At 60.7% G+C, this 17,079-nt stretch carries 15 protein-coding genes; 7 read left to right on the forward strand and 8 right to left on the reverse strand.

Annotated features, from left to right (window positions below):
• Positions 1-55: 55 nt before the first annotated feature.
• The gene (locus tag QTL95_RS03245; RefSeq protein ID WP_289718522.1) at positions 56-1,006 is read right to left on the reverse strand and encodes a nitrate ABC transporter substrate-binding protein; all 951 of its coding nucleotides are present in this window, start codon (positions 1,004-1,006) and stop codon (positions 56-58) included.
• 102 nt (positions 1,007-1,108) lie between these two features.
• Between QTL95_RS03245 and QTL95_RS03250 the strand changes: the two genes are divergently transcribed.
• Entirely contained in the window at positions 1,109-2,659 is a 1,551-nt protein-coding gene (locus QTL95_RS03250) for an aminotransferase class I/II-fold pyridoxal phosphate-dependent enzyme (RefSeq protein ID WP_289718523.1), read from the forward strand.
• A 54-nt stretch (positions 2,660-2,713) separates the two neighbouring features.
• Here the strand turns inward: QTL95_RS03250 and QTL95_RS03255 are convergent, their stop codons facing one another.
• The 4 genes from QTL95_RS03255 to QTL95_RS03270 all read right to left on the reverse strand — a co-directional run bounded on the left by QTL95_RS03255 (position 2,714) and on the right by QTL95_RS03270 (position 5,738).
• Complete coding sequence (locus QTL95_RS03255) at positions 2,714-3,235, reverse strand: DUF992 domain-containing protein (RefSeq protein WP_289718524.1); 522 nt, start codon at positions 3,233-3,235, stop codon at positions 2,714-2,716.
• 272 nt (positions 3,236-3,507) lie between these two features.
• Positions 3,508-3,660, reverse strand: coding sequence for a DUF6481 family protein (locus tag QTL95_RS03260; RefSeq protein ID WP_289718525.1), 153 nt, complete (start codon positions 3,658-3,660; stop codon positions 3,508-3,510).
• A gap of 129 nt (positions 3,661-3,789) precedes the next feature.
• Entirely contained in the window at positions 3,790-4,977 is a 1,188-nt protein-coding gene (gene uxuA / locus QTL95_RS03265; protein ID WP_289718526.1) for a mannonate dehydratase, read from the reverse strand.
• 41 nt (positions 4,978-5,018) lie between these two features.
• On the reverse strand, positions 5,019-5,738 hold the full coding sequence (locus tag QTL95_RS03270; RefSeq protein ID WP_289718527.1) for a GntR family transcriptional regulator: 720 nt from the start codon (positions 5,736-5,738) through the stop codon (positions 5,019-5,021).
• Between the two features lie 214 nt (positions 5,739-5,952).
• Between QTL95_RS03270 and QTL95_RS03275 the strand changes: the two genes are divergently transcribed.
• The 5 genes from QTL95_RS03275 to QTL95_RS03295 all read left to right on the forward strand — a co-directional run bounded on the left by QTL95_RS03275 (position 5,953) and on the right by QTL95_RS03295 (position 12,173).
• The gene (locus tag QTL95_RS03275) at positions 5,953-7,128 is read left to right on the forward strand and encodes an extracellular solute-binding protein (RefSeq protein ID WP_289718528.1); all 1,176 of its coding nucleotides are present in this window, start codon (positions 5,953-5,955) and stop codon (positions 7,126-7,128) included.
• A 55-nt stretch (positions 7,129-7,183) separates the two neighbouring features.
• A complete protein-coding gene (locus QTL95_RS03280) occupies positions 7,184-8,287 on the forward strand; it encodes an ABC transporter ATP-binding protein (RefSeq protein ID WP_289718529.1) in 1,104 nt (367 codons plus the stop codon).
• The gene (locus tag QTL95_RS03285; RefSeq protein ID WP_289718530.1) at positions 8,284-9,162 is read left to right on the forward strand and encodes an ABC transporter permease; all 879 of its coding nucleotides are present in this window, start codon (positions 8,284-8,286) and stop codon (positions 9,160-9,162) included. Before QTL95_RS03280 ends, QTL95_RS03285 begins: the two co-directional genes overlap by 4 nt.
• Before the next feature lie 2 nt (positions 9,163-9,164).
• The gene (locus QTL95_RS03290) at positions 9,165-10,007 is read left to right on the forward strand and encodes an ABC transporter permease (protein ID WP_289718531.1); all 843 of its coding nucleotides are present in this window, start codon (positions 9,165-9,167) and stop codon (positions 10,005-10,007) included.
• A 228-nt stretch (positions 10,008-10,235) separates the two neighbouring features.
• Positions 10,236-12,173, forward strand: coding sequence for a methyl-accepting chemotaxis protein (locus tag QTL95_RS03295; RefSeq protein ID WP_289718532.1), 1,938 nt, complete (start codon positions 10,236-10,238; stop codon positions 12,171-12,173).
• A 110-nt stretch (positions 12,174-12,283) separates the two neighbouring features.
• On the opposite strand, the gene QTL95_RS03300 is transcribed toward QTL95_RS03295, so the two are convergent.
• On the reverse strand, positions 12,284-13,618 hold the full coding sequence (locus QTL95_RS03300) for an aspartate aminotransferase family protein (protein WP_289718533.1): 1,335 nt from the start codon (positions 13,616-13,618) through the stop codon (positions 12,284-12,286).
• 145 nt (positions 13,619-13,763) lie between these two features.
• Between QTL95_RS03300 and QTL95_RS03305 the strand changes: the two genes are divergently transcribed.
• Positions 13,764-14,312 (forward strand): cupin domain-containing protein, encoded by a 549-nt coding sequence (locus tag QTL95_RS03305; RefSeq protein ID WP_289718534.1) that lies wholly within the window; start codon positions 13,764-13,766, stop codon positions 14,310-14,312.
• A 169-nt stretch (positions 14,313-14,481) separates the two neighbouring features.
• Here QTL95_RS03305 and QTL95_RS03310 read toward each other — a convergent pair whose 3' ends face one another.
• Together QTL95_RS03310 and ahpF are read right to left on the reverse strand one after the other, a co-directional pair.
• Positions 14,482-15,453, reverse strand: coding sequence for a LysR substrate-binding domain-containing protein (locus tag QTL95_RS03310; protein WP_289718535.1), 972 nt, complete (start codon positions 15,451-15,453; stop codon positions 14,482-14,484).
• 19 nt (positions 15,454-15,472) lie between these two features.
• Complete coding sequence (gene ahpF / locus QTL95_RS03315; RefSeq protein WP_289718536.1) at positions 15,473-17,053, reverse strand: alkyl hydroperoxide reductase subunit F; 1,581 nt, start codon at positions 17,051-17,053, stop codon at positions 15,473-15,475.
• Positions 17,054-17,079: the final 26 nt, after the last annotated feature.

The raw sequence follows: 17,079 nt of genomic DNA on the forward strand, positions 1-17,079 counted from the left end.
CTCTGATGGAATGCGCGTTTATGAGGTGCTCACGGCGAATTACGACCGCCCGGATTTACCGGTTCGGGAAAAGCTCTTCAGGTGCCAGAACCCGCGGCAGAATGCCTTGCTGATGCAGTTCTTCGGAGAAGTCGGCAATCATCTTGCGGTTGGGTTCGAAGCCGCTAACGTTCCAGTTTTCCGGAAGATCGGTCGCGATCTTGCGGATTTCGTCAAACATCCACGGTGTCGTCTCGGCGTACTTGCGACGCTTGGCTGTCCAGATCCGCTGAGATTCATCGATCATGTCGCTCAGTTCAGCCGCAAGCCAGGGATGCTCCGCGGCAATTTCCGCCTTAATGCCGATAAGATGCATGCCGGGCACGTAGCCGACATCATTGAAATAGGCGAGTTCGGCGCCGCGGAAATCCCCCAGCACCTGGCGGAAGGGCGAATCCGCGTTGAAGTAGCCTTCCGGCATGAAGGGCGTGAAGATGGCATCGAGAAAACCTTCACGAAGAAGGTCGACCATCGGCCGCTCGCCGGGAGCGGCCTCGATGCGGCCGGCGCGGCCAAAGCCATCGAGACGGTCGACGATCGGATGCGCCTCGGTGAGGCGACCGGCATACCACGTGGCGTCCTCGACGCCCACGCCCTCGCGCCGCAGGGCGGCACGGGTCCAGGTATTACCGGAGTCGCGCCATCCGGTCACACCGATCCGCTTGCCGGCGAGCTGGCTCAGCGCGGTGATGGGGCTGTCCTTCATGGTGATGACGCAGCGGTGGCGGAAGCCACGCATGATGAAATTGGGAACGCCGACAACCGTCTCATCGCCATCGATGCGAAGCTGAGTATAGCGGCTGAAGGACATCTCGGCCGCGTCGTGCAACTCGTCCCTGCCGACATGCGAGACCAGGGTTCCTACCCGATCGACCTTCACCTCGACGCGCGGCGAGGAGACATCTCCAAGCACGAGGGGCGTCATGTAATCCCAGTCTCTCAAAGCCAAACGGATTGTAATCGGCATGCAATTCTCTCGCTAAAAATGGATTGCTGATTGCGTGAATAAATGTTCAATATACATTGATCAAATGTTATTATGTTATTGAACATTTATAGTGGTGACAAAATGAGCGATGCCCGCAGCGCCGAATGGTTTGCTGAAAAAATAAGCGACAGGACGATCCGGGGAATAGCTTTGGAAACCAGCGCATTAATACGCGCGGGCGTCTTGCCTGTTGGAACGAAACTGCCGGCTGTTCGCGATCTGGCATTTCGGCTGCAGGTCAGCCCAGCGACCATCTCAGAGGCATGGAGCGAACTGCGATTGAACATTTATAGTGGTGACAAAATGAGCGATGCCCGCAGCGCCGAATGGTTTGCTGAAAAAATAAGCGACAGGACGATCCGGGGAATAGCTTTGGAAACCAGCGCATTAATACGCGCGGGCGTCTTGCCTGTTGGAACGAAACTGCCGGCTGTTCGCGATCTGGCATTTCGGCTGCAGGTCAGCCCAGCGACCATCTCAGAGGCATGGAGCGAACTGCGGCGGCAAAAAATCATCACCGGTCGCGGTCGCAATGGCACCTGGGTGAGCGGAGATCGTTTCGTGGCCCGGCCGGAGCGATTGGCGAGTTCCGGCAATTACGGCGAAAACGTTCTCGATCTCACGCGGGCCGGGCCTGATGTTCGACTGTTGCCACCGCTGGCCGAGGCGATGGCCTACGGTGCTTCCGCTCACGAACTCAACAGCTACGAACGCAGCAGAATTCTGCCGGAACTGGAGGTGGCAGCGCGCGCGACCTGGCCTTACGATCCCGAGGCATTCCTTGCTACCAATGGCGGCTACAATGCCATCTACACGCTGTTTCATGCGCTGGTGACGTCGGGCAACACGGTCGCGATCGAGAATCCCACGGCGATGCGCCTTCTCGACATCCTGGAAGATCGCGGCGTCCGCATCATTCCTGTCGAATGCGATAATGACGGTCCGATCGTCTCGTCGCTGCAGCAGGCTATGCTCCAAAAGCCGTCGGCATTTCTCTTTCAGCCTCGCCTGCATTCGGTCACTGGCCAGACGGTCAGCAAGGAAAGGATCGAAGCGCTGGGCGACGTGCTGGAGGGTACGGACACGCTTATAATCGAAGACGATGGCGTCGCGGATGTCTCCGATGCACCGCGGCAATCGTTGGGAGCACGCTTTCCCGATCGCGTGATCCACATCCTCTCCTATTCTAAGACGCTGGGACCCGATCTGCGGCTTGCGGTTCTGTCGAGTTCGAAGGCGATTGTCGAGGAAATCCAATCGTACCGCAGCTTCAGCGCAGGTTGGACCAGCCGGGTGTTGCAATCCGCGGGAGCATGGTTGCTGCGAGATCCTTCGACGCAGGAAACCGTTGCGCGAGCCGGCGAAATTTATGCGCAACGTCGCGACACACTGTCCAATGCGCTGCGGGAGCGGGGTCTCACAGTGGAGAATGGGAAGGGTCTTTGCAACTGGATACCGGTGACATCGGCGCAGTTCGCGATGGTCACGCTTGCCGCCCGGGGAATCGCCGTTCATCCCGGAACGAAATTCTCGATCACGCCGAGTAACTATATCCGCGTTGCGACGGGAGCGTTGACCGATCGTTGCGAGGAAGTGGCGGATGGGATTGCCTTGGCGTCCGGACCGCCTTGAGCAAGCAAAAATCCTGCGATGAAGTGCAACTCCACCGCAGGATCTGGTTTGCGATTAGCCCGCGGGCGTCAGGGTGACCGAGGTACCGGTCGCCGCAACGTTCAGGCCGAGCTGGCCGGTGACGCTGATCGTCTGCAGCTGGATGGAGCCGGCCGTGCCGCCAACGAGAACGTTGGCACCAACACCGCCCACCAGGGTCGCCTCGGCCGTAATACCCTGATAAAGGCCGCCGAGGGAGCCGCGGTGATAGCCGGCGGTCGGAGCGAAAACGGCCCAGACAAGGCGACCGCGCGTGGTGAAGCCGAGATCGACACCCATCTTGCGGATGACGCCGGAGTAGTGATCCTGCGTGCCGCGTGTGGAGGAGAAGACGCAATCGGCCGACTTGGCTGAGCCCAGAACGTAGCCGACGCCGCCACCGACGTCACAGGTGAGCACGCCGATCTTCACGCCATCGCGATCATCGGGCTGCTCATAGGCAGGGGCGGTGGTGACGAGATCGGCGGCCTGTGCCGTCGAGGCTGCTACCGGGCCGAGCGACGCAACGGCAGCGAGCGTAGCGATGAAGGTCTTCATTTTTTTCTCCTTGCTGTAGAGGCGGGGCAGACGTTGCTGCTTGCCTTGTGGACGAATGTCCGAGTCGGCGGGAAACTATGGTCTTCCTTGGAGTTGAGCTTCAATGAGACGAAAGTAAGTCAATGTCCTTCAGGTCGGATGCGCTTGGGTCGTAAACAGTCGATCAGAACAATTGTTCCGCATACGTCCGAGAAAACCGCAATCGGCACTTCACGTTTCAAGACATTGTATTTCATGGGTGATTGGCGCTCGAGAAGACTGGCTTGGCGCCATCAGGCCTTCTGCGCGGGCTTTGTCGCCTGCTTATCCGCTGCCTTCTCTCCATCCTGCTTCTTCGCGTTCTTCAGCTTTTCGAGCAGTTTCTGTTTTGCCTCGTCGGCCGCCTTGCGCCGGTTTGCAAAGCTATCGTCGCCTGGATGTCTCAATGATTTCGTCCTTCGAGTTTCGTGGCACTGGAAGCCGTCCGAAAACGGGCGGCATCGCTATATAGTAGCGTTGCCGCTTGAGGCAAACAATGCAACCGCGCCGGCCCTTGGCGACGCCGCCGAATGGAATTAGCGCGGCTTCGTGCCCAGCGCGTGGAAGATGCCGCGCAACTCGGCAAGCCCGCGCATGCGTCCGATCGTGGGATAACCCGGTGTCACCGTCTTCGAGAGATCGTCGAGCATGCGGTGACCATGGTCAGACCGGAACACGATATCGTCTGAGTGGTCCCTCTTGCCATCCTCCGCCGCCAATTCCTTCAGGACGGCGACCATATCGACGTCACCTTCCAGGTGAGCGCTTTCATGGAAACTGCGACCGTCGCCTTCGCGCTTGGTCGCGCGCAGGTGCGCGAAGTAGATTCTCGATGCGAAGCGTCTGGCGATGGAGGGCAGATCGTTGTCTGCGCGCACGCCGAGGCTGCCGGTGCAATAGCACATGCCGTTCGCCTTCGAGGGCACGGCGTCGAACAGCGCTGCGTAGTCATCCGCGGTCGAAGCGATGCGGGGAAGCCCGAAGAGCGAGCGCGGCGGATCGTCCGGATGGAGTGTGAGCTTCACGCCTCTCGCATCAGCGGCCGGTGTTACAGCCTCCAGGAACTCGATCAGATGCTGACGAAGCCTGCCGGCGTCGATCCCCCTATAGGCTTCGAGCTTGTCCCGGAATCCGGGGACCGTGAGCGGTTCGGTGGTCGAACCCGGTAGCGCGGACGTGATGATCCGCGTAATCTCGGCAATCTCCTCTTCGGTCATCGCTTCGTAGACGTCGCGTGCGCGCTTCCGGTCTTCGGCGGAATATTCGATCTCCGCGCCCCGGCGCTGCAATACGAGGAGGTCGAAGGCTGCGAACTTCTCGTGGTCGAAACGCATGGCGGTCGCGCCGGTATCGATCTCGTAATCCAGCTCGGTGCGAGTCCAGTCGACGACGGGCATGAAGTTGTAGCAGATGATCGGGATGCCACAGGCGGCGACCGCTTCGAGGCTGGCGATCCAGGCTTCGATCTCGGTCTTCGCCTTCCCGCCCAGTCTCTTGACCGCGTCCGGTATCGGGATGCTCTCGACGACGGACCACGTTAAAGGTGAGCGCCCCGAAGGCGTGGTCTCGATCATCGACTGGCGCTCGCGGACCTCGCTTTCCGTCCAGGCCTGGCCGATCGGGATCTGATGCAGCGAAGACACGATATTCGTCGCCCCAGTCTGCCTGACATCATCGAGCGTTACCGGTGAATTGGGTCCAAACCATCTCCAGCCCTGCCGCATTCTTCTGTCTCCACCCTGTTGTTCGTTATTTTTGCTCTGCGTCAGCAGAAGTAATCGGGATAGCGCATACGCAACTCGGCGACATCGGGAATGACGGCGCTCAGGTGCTCTGTCATCGACGCCCGCGCCGCGCCAACGTCATGCGATGCAATGGCGTCACGGATCAGTTTGTGTTCCCTGATGACGTTATCCATCCTTCCCAGAGCGGGAAGGGTGAGCCGGCGCGCCCGGTCGATCTGGACCTTTACTGTCTTCAGGATAGCCCAAATACCGGGATAACCCGCAATCTCGGCAATCGCCTCGTGAAAAGCCTCATCCTCTTCGTGGAAGCCCGAGGTATCGCCGATCGCAGCCAGCGCTGTCTGTCGCGAGATGATCGCGTCAAGTCGGGCGACATCCTTTTCTCCTGCAATCTCGGTTGCCCGTTCGACGGTTGTCCCTTCGAGCGCCTTTCTGACGACCACCGCCTCGGGAATCGCGGAAACGGGAACGCGCGACACGACGGTGCCGGATTGCGGGTAGATATCGACCAATCCACCCTCGGCGAGCCGAAGCAACGCCTCGCGAACGGGGGTGCGGCTGACGCCGAATTCTTCGGCGATGCGTTTTTCCTGAAGCGGCATTCCCGGCGGCATGTGCAGCGAAATGATGTCGGTGTGAAGCCGCTCGAATATCGCATCGGCCGTCGTCGCACGGCGCAGCTTTGTGGACCGGTCCGAGGGGGAGAACGAAATGATCGTCTCGGTGGATGCCTGCGGCATGATGCGCCCTGTCGTTGACTTTCGTGCATACTAGTATATCAATTCAATTTCATTGCCAAGACGGACCGAGGAGGAACGGGACGTCTGATGCAGCAATCAGGAGGCCCAGCCAACAGTCGACAGAGGCGCTTCGATCTCGCCAAATACATAATGGGAGCGCAGACGCGTGTGGCCATGAGCCACTGGCGCTGCAGAAAGAGGAGGAGAGAAGATCATGAAGTTTACCCGCAGAACATTTGTGGCGACCGCGGCAAGTGCCGCCGTGGCCGGCTTGCTTCCAGTGCGAAGCTGGGCGCAGGCCAAGAAACCGGCAAGTCCCGTCACCATCACGATCGCCGATGTCGCCGGCAATCTGGCGCTTACGCAAGGCATGTTTGAAGCCTACGCTGCGGAAAAAGCCGACTGGGTCTCCAACTTTGCCTTCACCAAGGCGCCGGCGCCCGAGCTTCCAGGCAAGATCAAGGCGCAGCAGGCGGCAGGGAAGGTCGACATCGATCTGGTCCTGACCGGGACCGACGCGCTTTCGGCCGGTCTCGACCAAGGTCTATGGATCGATCTTTCCGCGCACAAGGGCGACCTTCCCAATCTTGAAAGCATCCTGCAGCCGCAAGCCTTCAAGATGCAGGCGCTCGCCAAGGATCAGGGCGTTGTCATCACCTATTACCCCTCGGGACCGCTGATCGAATACATGCCCGACAAGGTAGCGACGCCGCCGAAGTCGGCGCCGGAGCTGCTCGAATGGGCGAAAGCCAACAAGAACCGGTTCATCTACGCCCGGCCGGCGAACTCCGGCCCCGGCCGCACCTTCCTGATGGGGCTTCCCTATCTTCTCGCCGACAGCGATCCCCGTGATCCGGTCAAGGGCTGGGCGAAGACCTGGGAGTATCTGGCCGCGCTCGGTGAGCACATCGAATATTACCCGACCGGCACCGGCCAGGTGATGAAGGAGCTCGGCGAAGGCACGCGCGACATCGTCGTTTCCACCACCGGCTGGGACATCAACCCACGCGCGCTTGGCATCGTCCCTGCCGAGGCCAAGGTGCAGAAGCTTGACGGCTTCCATTGGGTGACCGACGCCCATTATGCGGTGATCCCGAAGGGCGTATCCGATGAGAAGATCGCTGTGCTGGTCGATGTCTTGAACTACATTCTGCAGCCGAAGCAGCAGGCGATTGCCTACGACGCCGGCTATTTCTATCCGGGTCCGGCCGTCAAGGACGTGACGATCGAGATGGCGCCGCAGGAAAGCCAGGATGTCATCAAGGAATTCGGTCGGCCGGAATATGCCGACTGGATCGCCAACAACCCGCTCGAAGTGCCGCTCGAGCCCAAGTCGCTCGTCGAGGCTTTCCGTATATGGGACGAAAAGATCGGCGCCAAGAAGGGCTGATCCGGATATCGCTGGCGCCGCGCTCTCTGGCGGCGCCGGCATCCTTCGCCAATAGATGGAGATTGGGTTGACCTCGATCCAGAATGCAGCGGTCTCGCCGCGCAATGCCGCGCGCCTCGAACTAGACGGCCTCCGCCGTTCCTTCGGCGCCTACAACGCACTCGATGGCATCGACCTCTCGATCGAACCGGGCGAATTCATCGCGCTCCTCGGGCCATCGGGCTGTGGCAAGTCGACCGCGTTGAACTGCATTGCAGGCCTGCTCGGACTGTCGGGGGGAGAGATCCGTCTCGGCGGCAACCGGATCGACCAGCTCGAGCCGGAAAAGCGCGGCTTCGGAATGGTGTTTCAAAGCTACGCACTCTTTCCCCATATGAGCGTACGCAAGAATGTCGGCTTCGGCCTGACGATGCAAGGCATCAAGGGTGCGGAGGCCGACAGACGCGTCGATGCTGCGCTGGCGCTTGTGCGTCTGGAGAGCCAGGCCGAGAAACTGCCCGGACAGCTCTCCGGTGGCCAGCAACAGCGTGTCGCCATCGCGCGCGCGGTCGTTATCCGGCCGCCGATCGTCTTGATGGATGAGCCCTTGTCGAACCTGGACGCAAAGCTGCGGCTCGAGATGCGCGCCGAAATTCGTGGCATCCACGACCAGATCGGCTCGACGACCATCTACGTTACCCACGACCAGGACGAGGCGCTGTCGCTGGCGGATCGCATCGTCGTGATGAGCCAGGGCCATATCGAGCAGATCGGCACGCCTCAGGATCTCTATCAACGGCCCGTCAACATCGATGTCGCCGACTTCATGGGCTTCCGCACCCGCATCGATGGTCGCGTTGTTGCCGTCTCCGGCAGCCAGGCTGAGATCGAGGCGGCAGGTGCGCGGCTCACGGGCGAGATGCGAACACCGCTTCAGGTGGGCGACGCCGCGGTGCTTTCCGTTCGGCCGGAAGACCTAGTGGCGGAAGCCGGCACCGACGGCATATCGGCCACCGTATCGAGTATGGAGTATCGCGGTCGTGCCTTTTTCGGCATGGCGCGCGCAAAGGATGGTGGGGAACTCTATTTCCGTGCGGACGAGCACCTGCCGCGCGGCGCGGCAACGACACTTCGCCCGGCTGCGGGCAGGGCGCTGATGTTCAAGGCGGCCGCACCATGACCGGGCCGTCGCTGCGCACCAGGCTTGCCGCGCGCGGCCTCGACGGAACGACGATGCTCGTTCTGCCCGGCCTGGTCTTCATGCTGGCGTTGTTTGTCTATCCGTTCTTGTACGGTGTCGTGGATTCGCTCGTGCCGAAGGAAGGCGAGTGGTACTCGAACTACGCGAAATTCTTCAGCGATCCCTTTCAATACAACACGATCGCCGCGACCCTCTGGCTCGCATTGCCGGTCACGATCATCAACCTTGCCCTTGCAGTGCCGATCGCCTTCCGCGTCCGGCTGATGCGCCGGCAGCGGTTGCTCACGACGATTCTCGTCCTGCCGATCACGCTGGGTACCGTCTTCGTGGCGGACGGCCTCCTGACATTCCTCGGGCCGCGCGGTTGGTTCAATCACACGCTTCTCCTGCTCGGAATTCTGGAATCCCCGGTCAAGCTCACCAACAACTACTGGGGCGTTTTCGCATCCCTGCTGATCACCGGTTTTCCCTTCGCGTTCCTGCTGACCTTGTCCTATGTCACCGGCATCGATCCGGCGATAGAACAGGCGGCGGCGACGCTTGGGGCCGGTCCGCGCCAGCGTTTCTTCCGGGTCTTCCTGCCCCTTCTGGTGCCCGGTCTCGCCGTCACTTTTTGTCTCGCATTCGTGCAGGCCTTCGCCGTCTTTCCATCGGCGGTATTGCTCGGCGCGCCGGCCGGTGCAACCCGAGTCATTTCGATCGCCGCCTATCAGGCCGCCTTCGAGCAATATGACCACTCGCTTGGTTCTGCTATCGCCATCGTCATGGGGCTCGTCGAACTGGTTGTCGTGCTCGCGGTGCTCGGCGCCCGTTCCTTCTTCTACCGCGGCCCGGCCGGCGGCACGAAAGGCTAATCATGATCCGCGATCAGGGGCTTGCATCGAAAATCTGGCGAACCGCGATCTGGGCGGTCGCCGCGCTCTTCGTGCTCAATCTGCTGGCAGTCATCGCGGCCGTCATCGTCAACTCCTTTGCGACCCGGTGGCTCGGTACATGGCTTCCGGCAGGCTGGACGACGCGGTGGTATTTCAGCGCCTGGAAAGAATTCCAGCTGACCAGTGTCGTGCTCGTCACCTTCGAGATCGTGTTCACCGTGGTGATCATCTCCGGGATCCTTGGTGTCATGACGGCCTATGCGTTAGCCCGGCGCGACTTTCCCGGCAAGCGGCTGATCGTCCTGCTTTTTCTGCTGCCGCTGCTGATCCCGCCGCTTACTTACGGCATTCCGCTTGCGACCGTGCTCTACCGCCTTGGCCTTGGCGGCACCTTCTGGGGCGTCGTCCTCATCAATCTTGTTCCGTCTCTGCCCTTCGTCGTTCTGGTGATGATTCCGTTCATCGAGCAGATCGACCCACGAATCGAGGCGGCGGCCCGTGTCTTCGGCGCCGGTACCACGAGCCTTTTCGTTCGCATCCTGCTGCCGCTGCTTCTGCCAGGAATGCTGGCTGCGTTGCTTCTGGTTCTCGTGCGGACCATCGCGATGTTCGAATTGACTTTCCTTATCGCCGGACCGACGACGCAGACGCTTGTCGTGTCGCTCTACTATGCAGTCTTCGCGTCCGGGGTACGAGCCGGGCAGTCGATCGACGCAATGGCCGTGGTTTACATGATCACGACGCTCTTCTGGCTGGTGATTGCGCTGCAGTTCGTCAATCCAACGCAGATCGTCGCGCGCGCCAAGCAGCAATCAGCTCATTGATGCCATGGCGAGAATTGCGGATCAATAATCATTGTCAATTTTAATGGTTTCATAAGTAAAGCGTAGAATATTTCGCCTTGGCAGAGTTCTGGGAGGAACTGCTCGTCATGATGACGTGCGCGCGTGCCATGATCCTCCAGATGCCTCCACATCCTTCGTTATCGTTTCTCGCGATGCTCGGGCAAGTCGAGTCGATGACTATCACCTGTGGTTTTTCAAGGGCTCGCTATGAATTTTCTTCAGAACGCCAAAATTCGCACCAAAATTGTCTCTGTCATTGTCCTGATGGGCATGATCTCGATTGCTGGCCTTGCTTATGTGAGTGCCCAGTACAAGGGCGCCGACCGTCGCTATTCCAGCTTCCTTTCGCACGAGAGCATGGCCGCCATGCTGAATGCGCGTGCCACTGGTGGCCTGTTGCAGCTGGGTTTCCAGCTGGGGCTTCTGCTGATTAAGGATCCCGCGTCGCCTGACTTCGCCGCATCGGTGAAGATCTACAACGACAACTTGGTGCTCATGAAGGATCGTCTCGACACGACTGCCACACTCGTAGATGCGCGGTCGCAGTCTGTTGCGGAAATGCAGAAGGCTATCGCTTCCTTTGACGCTCATGCACAGCAGGTCATCTCGCTGGCCCGGGAGGGCAAGCGCGAAGAGGCACAGCAACTGATGCTCAAGACCGGCGCAGAGCTGACGGCTATCCTGCCTCTTTTCGCGGGTGGCAACGACCAATTGATCAAGCTCCTCGAAACAGGTACCGCCGAACTTCAGGCGGAGACCAATGATTCGATCATTACCGGCCTCGTTTCGCTCGGCATTGCGCTCGTGGCGATCGTCCTTCTCGGTCTCTTCGTTGCCTCCCGCGGCATCACCGGTCCCATCGATCGTTTGCGCGAGCGCATGGGCAGCCTTGCTTCCGGCGAAACCGACAGTGCAGTCCCCGGTCTTGGTCGTAGGGACGAAGTCGGCCAGATGGCCGCGGCGGTCGCCACTTTCCGCGACAACGCCGTCGAGCGGCGCCGCCTCGAACAGGCAGCCGACGATGGACGCTCTCTGTCCGAAAGCGAAGCGCGCGCCCGCGAGGCCGCCAAGGCCAGAGATGCGGCTGACACACAGGCTGCTGTTGATGCCCTGGCCACAGGCCTTGAGCGACTTGCGGATGGCGATGTCTCCTACCGCATTCAACAGCCTTTCGTCGATCATCTCGATTCGCTCCGCGGCAGCTTCAACTCCTCGCTCGACAAGCTTCAGGGCGCGCTCAGTGAAGTCGGCAAGAATGCCAGCGTCATCAACTCGGGTGCGACTGAAATCCGCTCCGCCGCCGACGACCTCGCACGCCGCACCGAACAGCAGGCCGCCTCGCTCGAGGAAACGGCAGCGGCTCTCGAAGAGATCACCACCACCGCCAAGGATTCGACCAAGCGTGCGGAAGAGGCCGGTGTTCTTGTCGAGCGCACGCGTGCCGGCGCAGAAAAGTCGGGTGGCATTGTTCGTAACGCCGTGTCGGCGATGAACGAAATCGCCCGGTCGTCGGGTGAGATCATCAACATCATTGGCGTCATCGACGATATCGCTTTCCAGACGAACCTTCTGGCGCTGAACGCCGGTGTCGAAGCCGCACGCGCCGGCGAAGCAGGCAAGGGCTTTGCCGTGGTCGCGCAGGAGGTGCGCGAGCTTGCGCAGCGGTCGGCGAAGGCCGCCAAGGAAATCAAGGTCCTGATCAACACCTCCGAAGCGCAGGTCCGCACAGGTGTGTCGCTTGTCGGTGAGACCGGCGAGGCGCTTGTCCAGATCGAGAAGGAAGTGACCGAGATCACGGCGCATGTCCGTGCCATCGTCGAAGCGGCCCGCGAGCAATCGACCGGCATCCACGAGATCAACACCGCCGTCAACTCGATGGATCAGGGCACGCAACAGAATGCCGCCATGGTCGAGCAGACCAATGCGGCAAGCCACAGCCTGGCGAAGGAAGTTGGTTCGCTCAATGCCTTGCTTGGTCAGTTCAAGCTGCAGGGTGGTGCCGCACCCAGCGCGCAGCGTCCAAGCATTGCAAACGAAGCCTCCCGTCCCGCCACGTCACCGGCGCGTGCGCTGAAGGATCGCCTGGCCAGCAGCTTCCGCGGCAATGCAGCGGTAGCGGTCGCGCAGGACTGGGAGGAGTTTTGATCCAAACAGACAAGCCCGCGCATCGAAGATGAGCGGGCTTTTCGAAGGTGTTCCTAGAAGAACGGCGTATCCTAAAGGCCAGTCCGGCAGATAACCGGGCTGGCTTCGTCTTATTTCGCCCGCTTCAGGGCGTCGCCGATAACGGAAACGATCGTCGCGATCTGATCCTTCTCGATAATCAGCGGCGGCGAGAGGGCAATCGTGTCGCCCGTTACGCGGACCAGCAGGCCGCTCTTCAAGCAATCCACAAAGACATCATATCCACGAGTGCCGACCGCGCCTTCGCGCGGCGCAAGTTCGATCGCGCCGACGAGACCGAGATTGCGGATATCGATCACGTTCGGGAGACCCTTCAGCGAGTGAAGCGCTTCCTGCCAGGTTTCCGCAAGTGAGGCGCCGCGCGTGAGCAGACCCTCTTCCTCATAAATCTCCATCGTGGCCAGACCCGCCGCGCAGGCAACAGGGTGACCGGAGTAGGTGTAGCCGTGGAAAAGTTCGATCTGGTTGTCAGGACCGGTCATCAGTCCGTCATGCACCTTGCGGCTGGCGAACACGGCACCCATCGGCACGGAGCCATTGGTCAAGCCCTTCGCGGTGGTGACGAGATCCGGGACGACGCCGAAATAGTCGGTCGCAAACGGTGTGCCGAGGCGTCCGAAACCGGTGATGACTTCATCGAAGATCAGCAGGATCCCGTGCTTGTCGGCAGTGGCGCGCAACCGCTCCAGATAGCCCTTCGGCGGCAGAACGACGCCGGCCGAACCGGACATCGGCTCGACGATAACGGCCGCGATGGTTTCCGCGCCGTGCAAGCCAACCAGCCGTTCCAGGTCCTCGACAAGCTCGATGCCATGCTGGGGCAGACCTTTGGAGAACGCGTTGCGGTCAAGATCAAGCGTATGCCGCATATGGTCAGCGGGGATCTGCGGGAAAACGCGGCGGTTGTTCACCAGACCGCCGACCGAGATGCCGCCGAAGCCGACGCCATGATAGCCCTTTTCGCGTCCGATGATCCGGGTGCGGGTGCCCTGGCCGATCGCGCGCTGGTAGGCGATCGCGATCTTCAGCGCCGTGTCGACCGATTCAGAGCCGGAGCCGGTGAAGAAGACGCGGTCGAGCTTGGCGGATGTGCCGCCCGGCGCGTGCTGCGCGAGCTTCTCGGCGAACTCGAAAGCGATCGGATGGCCCATCTGGAATGTCGGAGCGAAGTCCAGCGTGCGAAGCTGGCGATCGACGGCGTCGGCAATGCGCTTGCGGCCGTGGCCGACGTTGACGCACCAAAGGCCCGCGGTGCCGTCAAGGATCGTCTTGCCGTCGACATCGGTGTAGTACATGCCTTCCGCGCTCGCGAGCAGCCGCGGCGCGGCCTTGAACTGGCGGTTTGCCGTAAACGGCATCCAGAAATTTTCGAGGGAAGGGCTGTTCGGCTTGTTGATCTGGTCCATGGCTCGCTCCATTGTCGGTGACACCAGTTCATCGATATTTCATCCGCGAACAAGTCCTTTTCTTAGCGCTGTTAAGCTATTGAAATATTGACTATGGGGTAGCAGTATTTTCGATATTTCGAACAACTGAAAAGCGGTGGGTGTCATGTCGGTCGATATAGGCAATCGGTTGCGTCATTTGCGTCTGGCGAACAAGCTTTCGCAACGCGAACTTGCAAAGCGCGCGGGTGTGACGAATTCGACGATTTCGCTCATCGAATCCAACGCCTCCAACCCGTCGGTCGGCGCCTTGAAGCGCATACTGGACGGAATACCGATCGGTCTGGCGGAGTTTTTCGCATTCGAGCCTGAGCGGACGAGCAAGGCATTCTACGCAGCCGAAGAACTCGTGGAGATCGGGAAGGGCGCCATCTCGTTTCGTCAGGTCGGCGACAATCTTTTCGGTCGAAGCCTGCAGATCCTCAAGGAATGCTACCAGCCTGGCGCGGACACTGGAAAAGTGCTTCTCGTTCATGAGGGGGAGGAGGGCGGGATTGTCCTGTCGGGCCGCCTGGAGGTTACTGTCGACGATGAGCGGCGAATTCTTGGAGCGGGAGACGCCTACTATTTCGAGAGTCGACGCCCGCACCGGTTTCGATGCATCGGGCCGGTCCCATGCGAGGTCATCAGCGCCTGCACGCCACCGACCTTCTAGCGGTGCGTGATAATCAGAACTGCCAGACCAACCCAGAAGAGGATCGATAGTTCGGCAGCAAGCAGAAAGCCCATTGCTCTGTCACTCATTGTCAAATCCTCCGTGGTTGCCTCCAAACAACTGATTAGGAAATGCAATTCTTGCCTGAGAGTTCCAAAAAAGTTCGCGCTTACGGCGTATTTTTGAGCGTGTTGGATGTTGTGGGGCGTTTTTTCCCGAGGCGGGGCGATTCTGCGGCGTCGTTGGTTTCGGCAATCAAACTTGCAGCAACCTCTCGCAGCAAAGCGGCGACGTTCGCCAGAAAGGCGTTCATCGCCGATCCGTGGCGCCAGAAGATCCCGACACGGCGGGCCGGAGCCGTGCCGTCAAAACGAAGCAGGCGAATGCTGTCCATAACGGGATGAAACGCCGCAAGCTCGGGGAGCAGCGTCAGACCAACCTCTGCGCCGACCATCTGCCGGAGCGTTTCAAGACTGGTGGCTCGGAACGACGCGCGTTCCCCGGCACCCGACAGTCGGCACACATCAAGCGCCTGTTCGCGCAGGCAATGTCCCTCCTCGAGAAGCATTAGATCGTGCCGGTCCAACTCGGCGAGCGCGAGGGAAGCACGTTGCGCGAGGTGATGGCTTCGCGGGACGGCAAGCAGAAACTCTTCCTCGAAAAGGAACTCGCTGCGTAGACCATCGTCGTTGACCGGCAACGCCAGGATTGCCGCGTCGAGGTTGCCATTGCGCAGGCGGGCAAGCAATCCGTCGCTCTTCTCCTCGATGAGCAGCGTCTCCAGCTCGGGAAACTGCCGGTGAATGCGCGGAACGACATGCGGCAGAAAGTAGGGGCCGAGCGTCGGAAAGATACCGAGCCGCAAGGTTCCGGCTTCAGGCGTCAGGCTGCGGAGCGCAGCCGACCTGATATCGTCGACCTCGCCCATGATCCGGCGGGCGCGCACCACGGTGTCCTCGCCGAAGGGCGTGAGCATCACGCCGCGCGACGAACGCTCTATCAATGGCGCGCCGAGATATTCCTCAAGCTTGCGAAGCTGCGTCGAGAGCGTGGGCTGCGTGACCGCGCACACCTCGGCGGCCCGGCCGAAATGCCGGTGATCCGCCAAGGCGATCAGGTATTCGAGTTCACGCAGCGTCATTAAAGTATCGACGGGCCGCCTATGCCGCCTGAACGGCGTCGGTATCCGGCACAGAAGTGCGGATCAGATGATCGAAGGCTGCGAGCGAGGCCTTCGCGCCTTCGCCAAGGGCGATGACAATCTGCTTGTAGGGGACCGTCGTGCAATCGCCCGCGGCGAAAACGCCTGGTACCGATGTCTGGCCATGGTGGTCGACGATGATCTCACCGCGTGGCGACAGATCGACGACGCCCTTCAGCCATTCCGTGTTCGGAAGCAGGCCGATCTGCACGAAGATGCCTTCGAGAGGCAGCGTATGGCGCTGGCCGGCAATCCGGTTCTCATAGACCAGGCCCGTCACCTTCTGCCCATCGCCCAGCACTTCCGTGGTCTGCGCGGACAGCAGGATATCAACGTTTGGGAGGCTACGGAGCTTGCGCTGCAAGACCTCATCGGCGCGCAGCTTGTTGTCGAATTCGACAAGCGTGACGTGGCTGACGATATTGGCGAGATCGATGGCCGCCTCGACGCCGGAATTGCCGCCGCCGATAACCGCGACACGCTTGCCCTTGAACAGCGGCCCATCGCAATGCGGGCAGTAGGCCACGCCCTTGTTGCGGTAATGATCCTCGCCCGGAACGCCCATCTGGCGCCAGCGCGCGCCTGTCGAAAGGATCACGGTCTTCGACTGAAGCTTCGCGCCGTTGGCAAGCTCGACCGCAATCATGTTATTATCAGGCACGAGCTTCTCAGCGCGCTGCAGATTCATGACGTCGACGTCATAGGCCTTCACATGTTCTTCCAGCGAGGCCGCGAACTGCGGGCCTTCCGTATGACGCACGGAGATGAAGTTTTCGATCGCCATCGTATCAAGCACTTGGCCACCAAAGCGTTCCGCCGCCACGCCGGTGCGGATGCCTTTTCGCGCGGCGTAGATTGCCGCAGCTGCACCCGCCGGGCCGCCGCCGATCACCAGCACGTCGTAGGCTTCGCGGTTGTTCAGCCGCTCGGCCGCGCGGGCCGCCGAATTGGTGTCGAGCTTCGAAACGATCTCCTCGACCTCCATCCGCCCCTGGCCGAAGAGCTGGCCGTTCAAATAGACCGTCGGGACCGACATGACCTGGCGGTCTTGGACTTCGGCCGGGAACACGCCGCCATCAATGGCGATGTGCTTCACGCGCGGATTGAGCACTGCCATAAGGTTGAGCGCCTGCACCACATCGGGGCAATTCTGGCAGGTCAGCGAGAAATAGGTTTCGAAGACGAATTCGCCGTCGAGATCCTTGATCTGATCGATGATCGCCTGCTCGGTGCGTGGCGGATGCCCGCCGACCTGCAACAGAGCCAGAACCAGCGAGGTGAACTCGTGGCCCATCGGGATGCCCGCAAAACGCAGGTTGATATCGTGACCCGGGCTGCTCAAGGCGAAGGAGGGCGTACGTTCGCCGTCGCTGCTGCTTTCGACAACGGAAATCTTGTCGCACAGCTTTGGGAGATCGCCGAGGAGTGCCGACATTTCGGCTGACTTGGCACTGTCGTCGACAGATGCGGTGATGACGATCGGGCGAACGACGCGTTCCAGATAGCTCTTGAGTTGGGGCTTCAGATTATCGTCGAGCATGGGGCACTCCGCTGAAAAGGGATGGC

It is taken from the genome of Rhizobium sp. S152, from assembly GCF_030380735.1.
In the GTDB taxonomy this organism is placed as follows: Bacteria; Pseudomonadota; Alphaproteobacteria; order Rhizobiales; family Rhizobiaceae; genus Rhizobium.

Excerpts from the sequence above, each read along its gene's own strand:
- QTL95_RS03275 (WP_289718528.1), top strand. The coding sequence starts at position 5,953 with ATGAAGTTTACCCGCAGAACATTTGTGGCGACCGCGGCAAGTGCCGCC.
- QTL95_RS03310 (WP_289718535.1), bottom strand. The coding sequence starts at position 15,453 with ATGACGCTGCGTGAACTCGAATACCTGATCGCCTTGGCGGATCACCGG.
- QTL95_RS03285 (WP_289718530.1), top strand. The coding sequence starts at position 8,284 with ATGACCGGGCCGTCGCTGCGCACCAGGCTTGCCGCGCGCGGCCTCGAC.
- ahpF (WP_289718536.1), bottom strand. The coding sequence starts at position 17,053 with ATGCTCGACGATAATCTGAAGCCCCAACTCAAGAGCTATCTGGAACGC.
- uxuA (WP_289718526.1), bottom strand. The coding sequence starts at position 4,977 with ATGCGGCAGGGCTGGAGATGGTTTGGACCCAATTCACCGGTAACGCTC.
- QTL95_RS03305 (WP_289718534.1), top strand. The coding sequence starts at position 13,764 with ATGTCGGTCGATATAGGCAATCGGTTGCGTCATTTGCGTCTGGCGAAC.
- QTL95_RS03250 (WP_289718523.1), top strand. The coding sequence starts at position 1,109 with ATGAGCGATGCCCGCAGCGCCGAATGGTTTGCTGAAAAAATAAGCGAC.
- QTL95_RS03270 (WP_289718527.1), bottom strand. The coding sequence starts at position 5,738 with ATGCCGCAGGCATCCACCGAGACGATCATTTCGTTCTCCCCCTCGGAC.
- QTL95_RS03290 (WP_289718531.1), top strand. The coding sequence starts at position 9,165 with ATGATCCGCGATCAGGGGCTTGCATCGAAAATCTGGCGAACCGCGATC.
- QTL95_RS03280 (WP_289718529.1), top strand. The coding sequence starts at position 7,184 with ATGGAGATTGGGTTGACCTCGATCCAGAATGCAGCGGTCTCGCCGCGC.
- QTL95_RS03245 (WP_289718522.1), bottom strand. The coding sequence starts at position 1,006 with ATGCCGATTACAATCCGTTTGGCTTTGAGAGACTGGGATTACATGACG.
- QTL95_RS03300 (WP_289718533.1), bottom strand. The coding sequence starts at position 13,618 with ATGGACCAGATCAACAAGCCGAACAGCCCTTCCCTCGAAAATTTCTGG.
- QTL95_RS03295 (WP_289718532.1), top strand. The coding sequence starts at position 10,236 with ATGAATTTTCTTCAGAACGCCAAAATTCGCACCAAAATTGTCTCTGTC.
- QTL95_RS03255 (WP_289718524.1), bottom strand. The coding sequence starts at position 3,235 with ATGAAGACCTTCATCGCTACGCTCGCTGCCGTTGCGTCGCTCGGCCCG.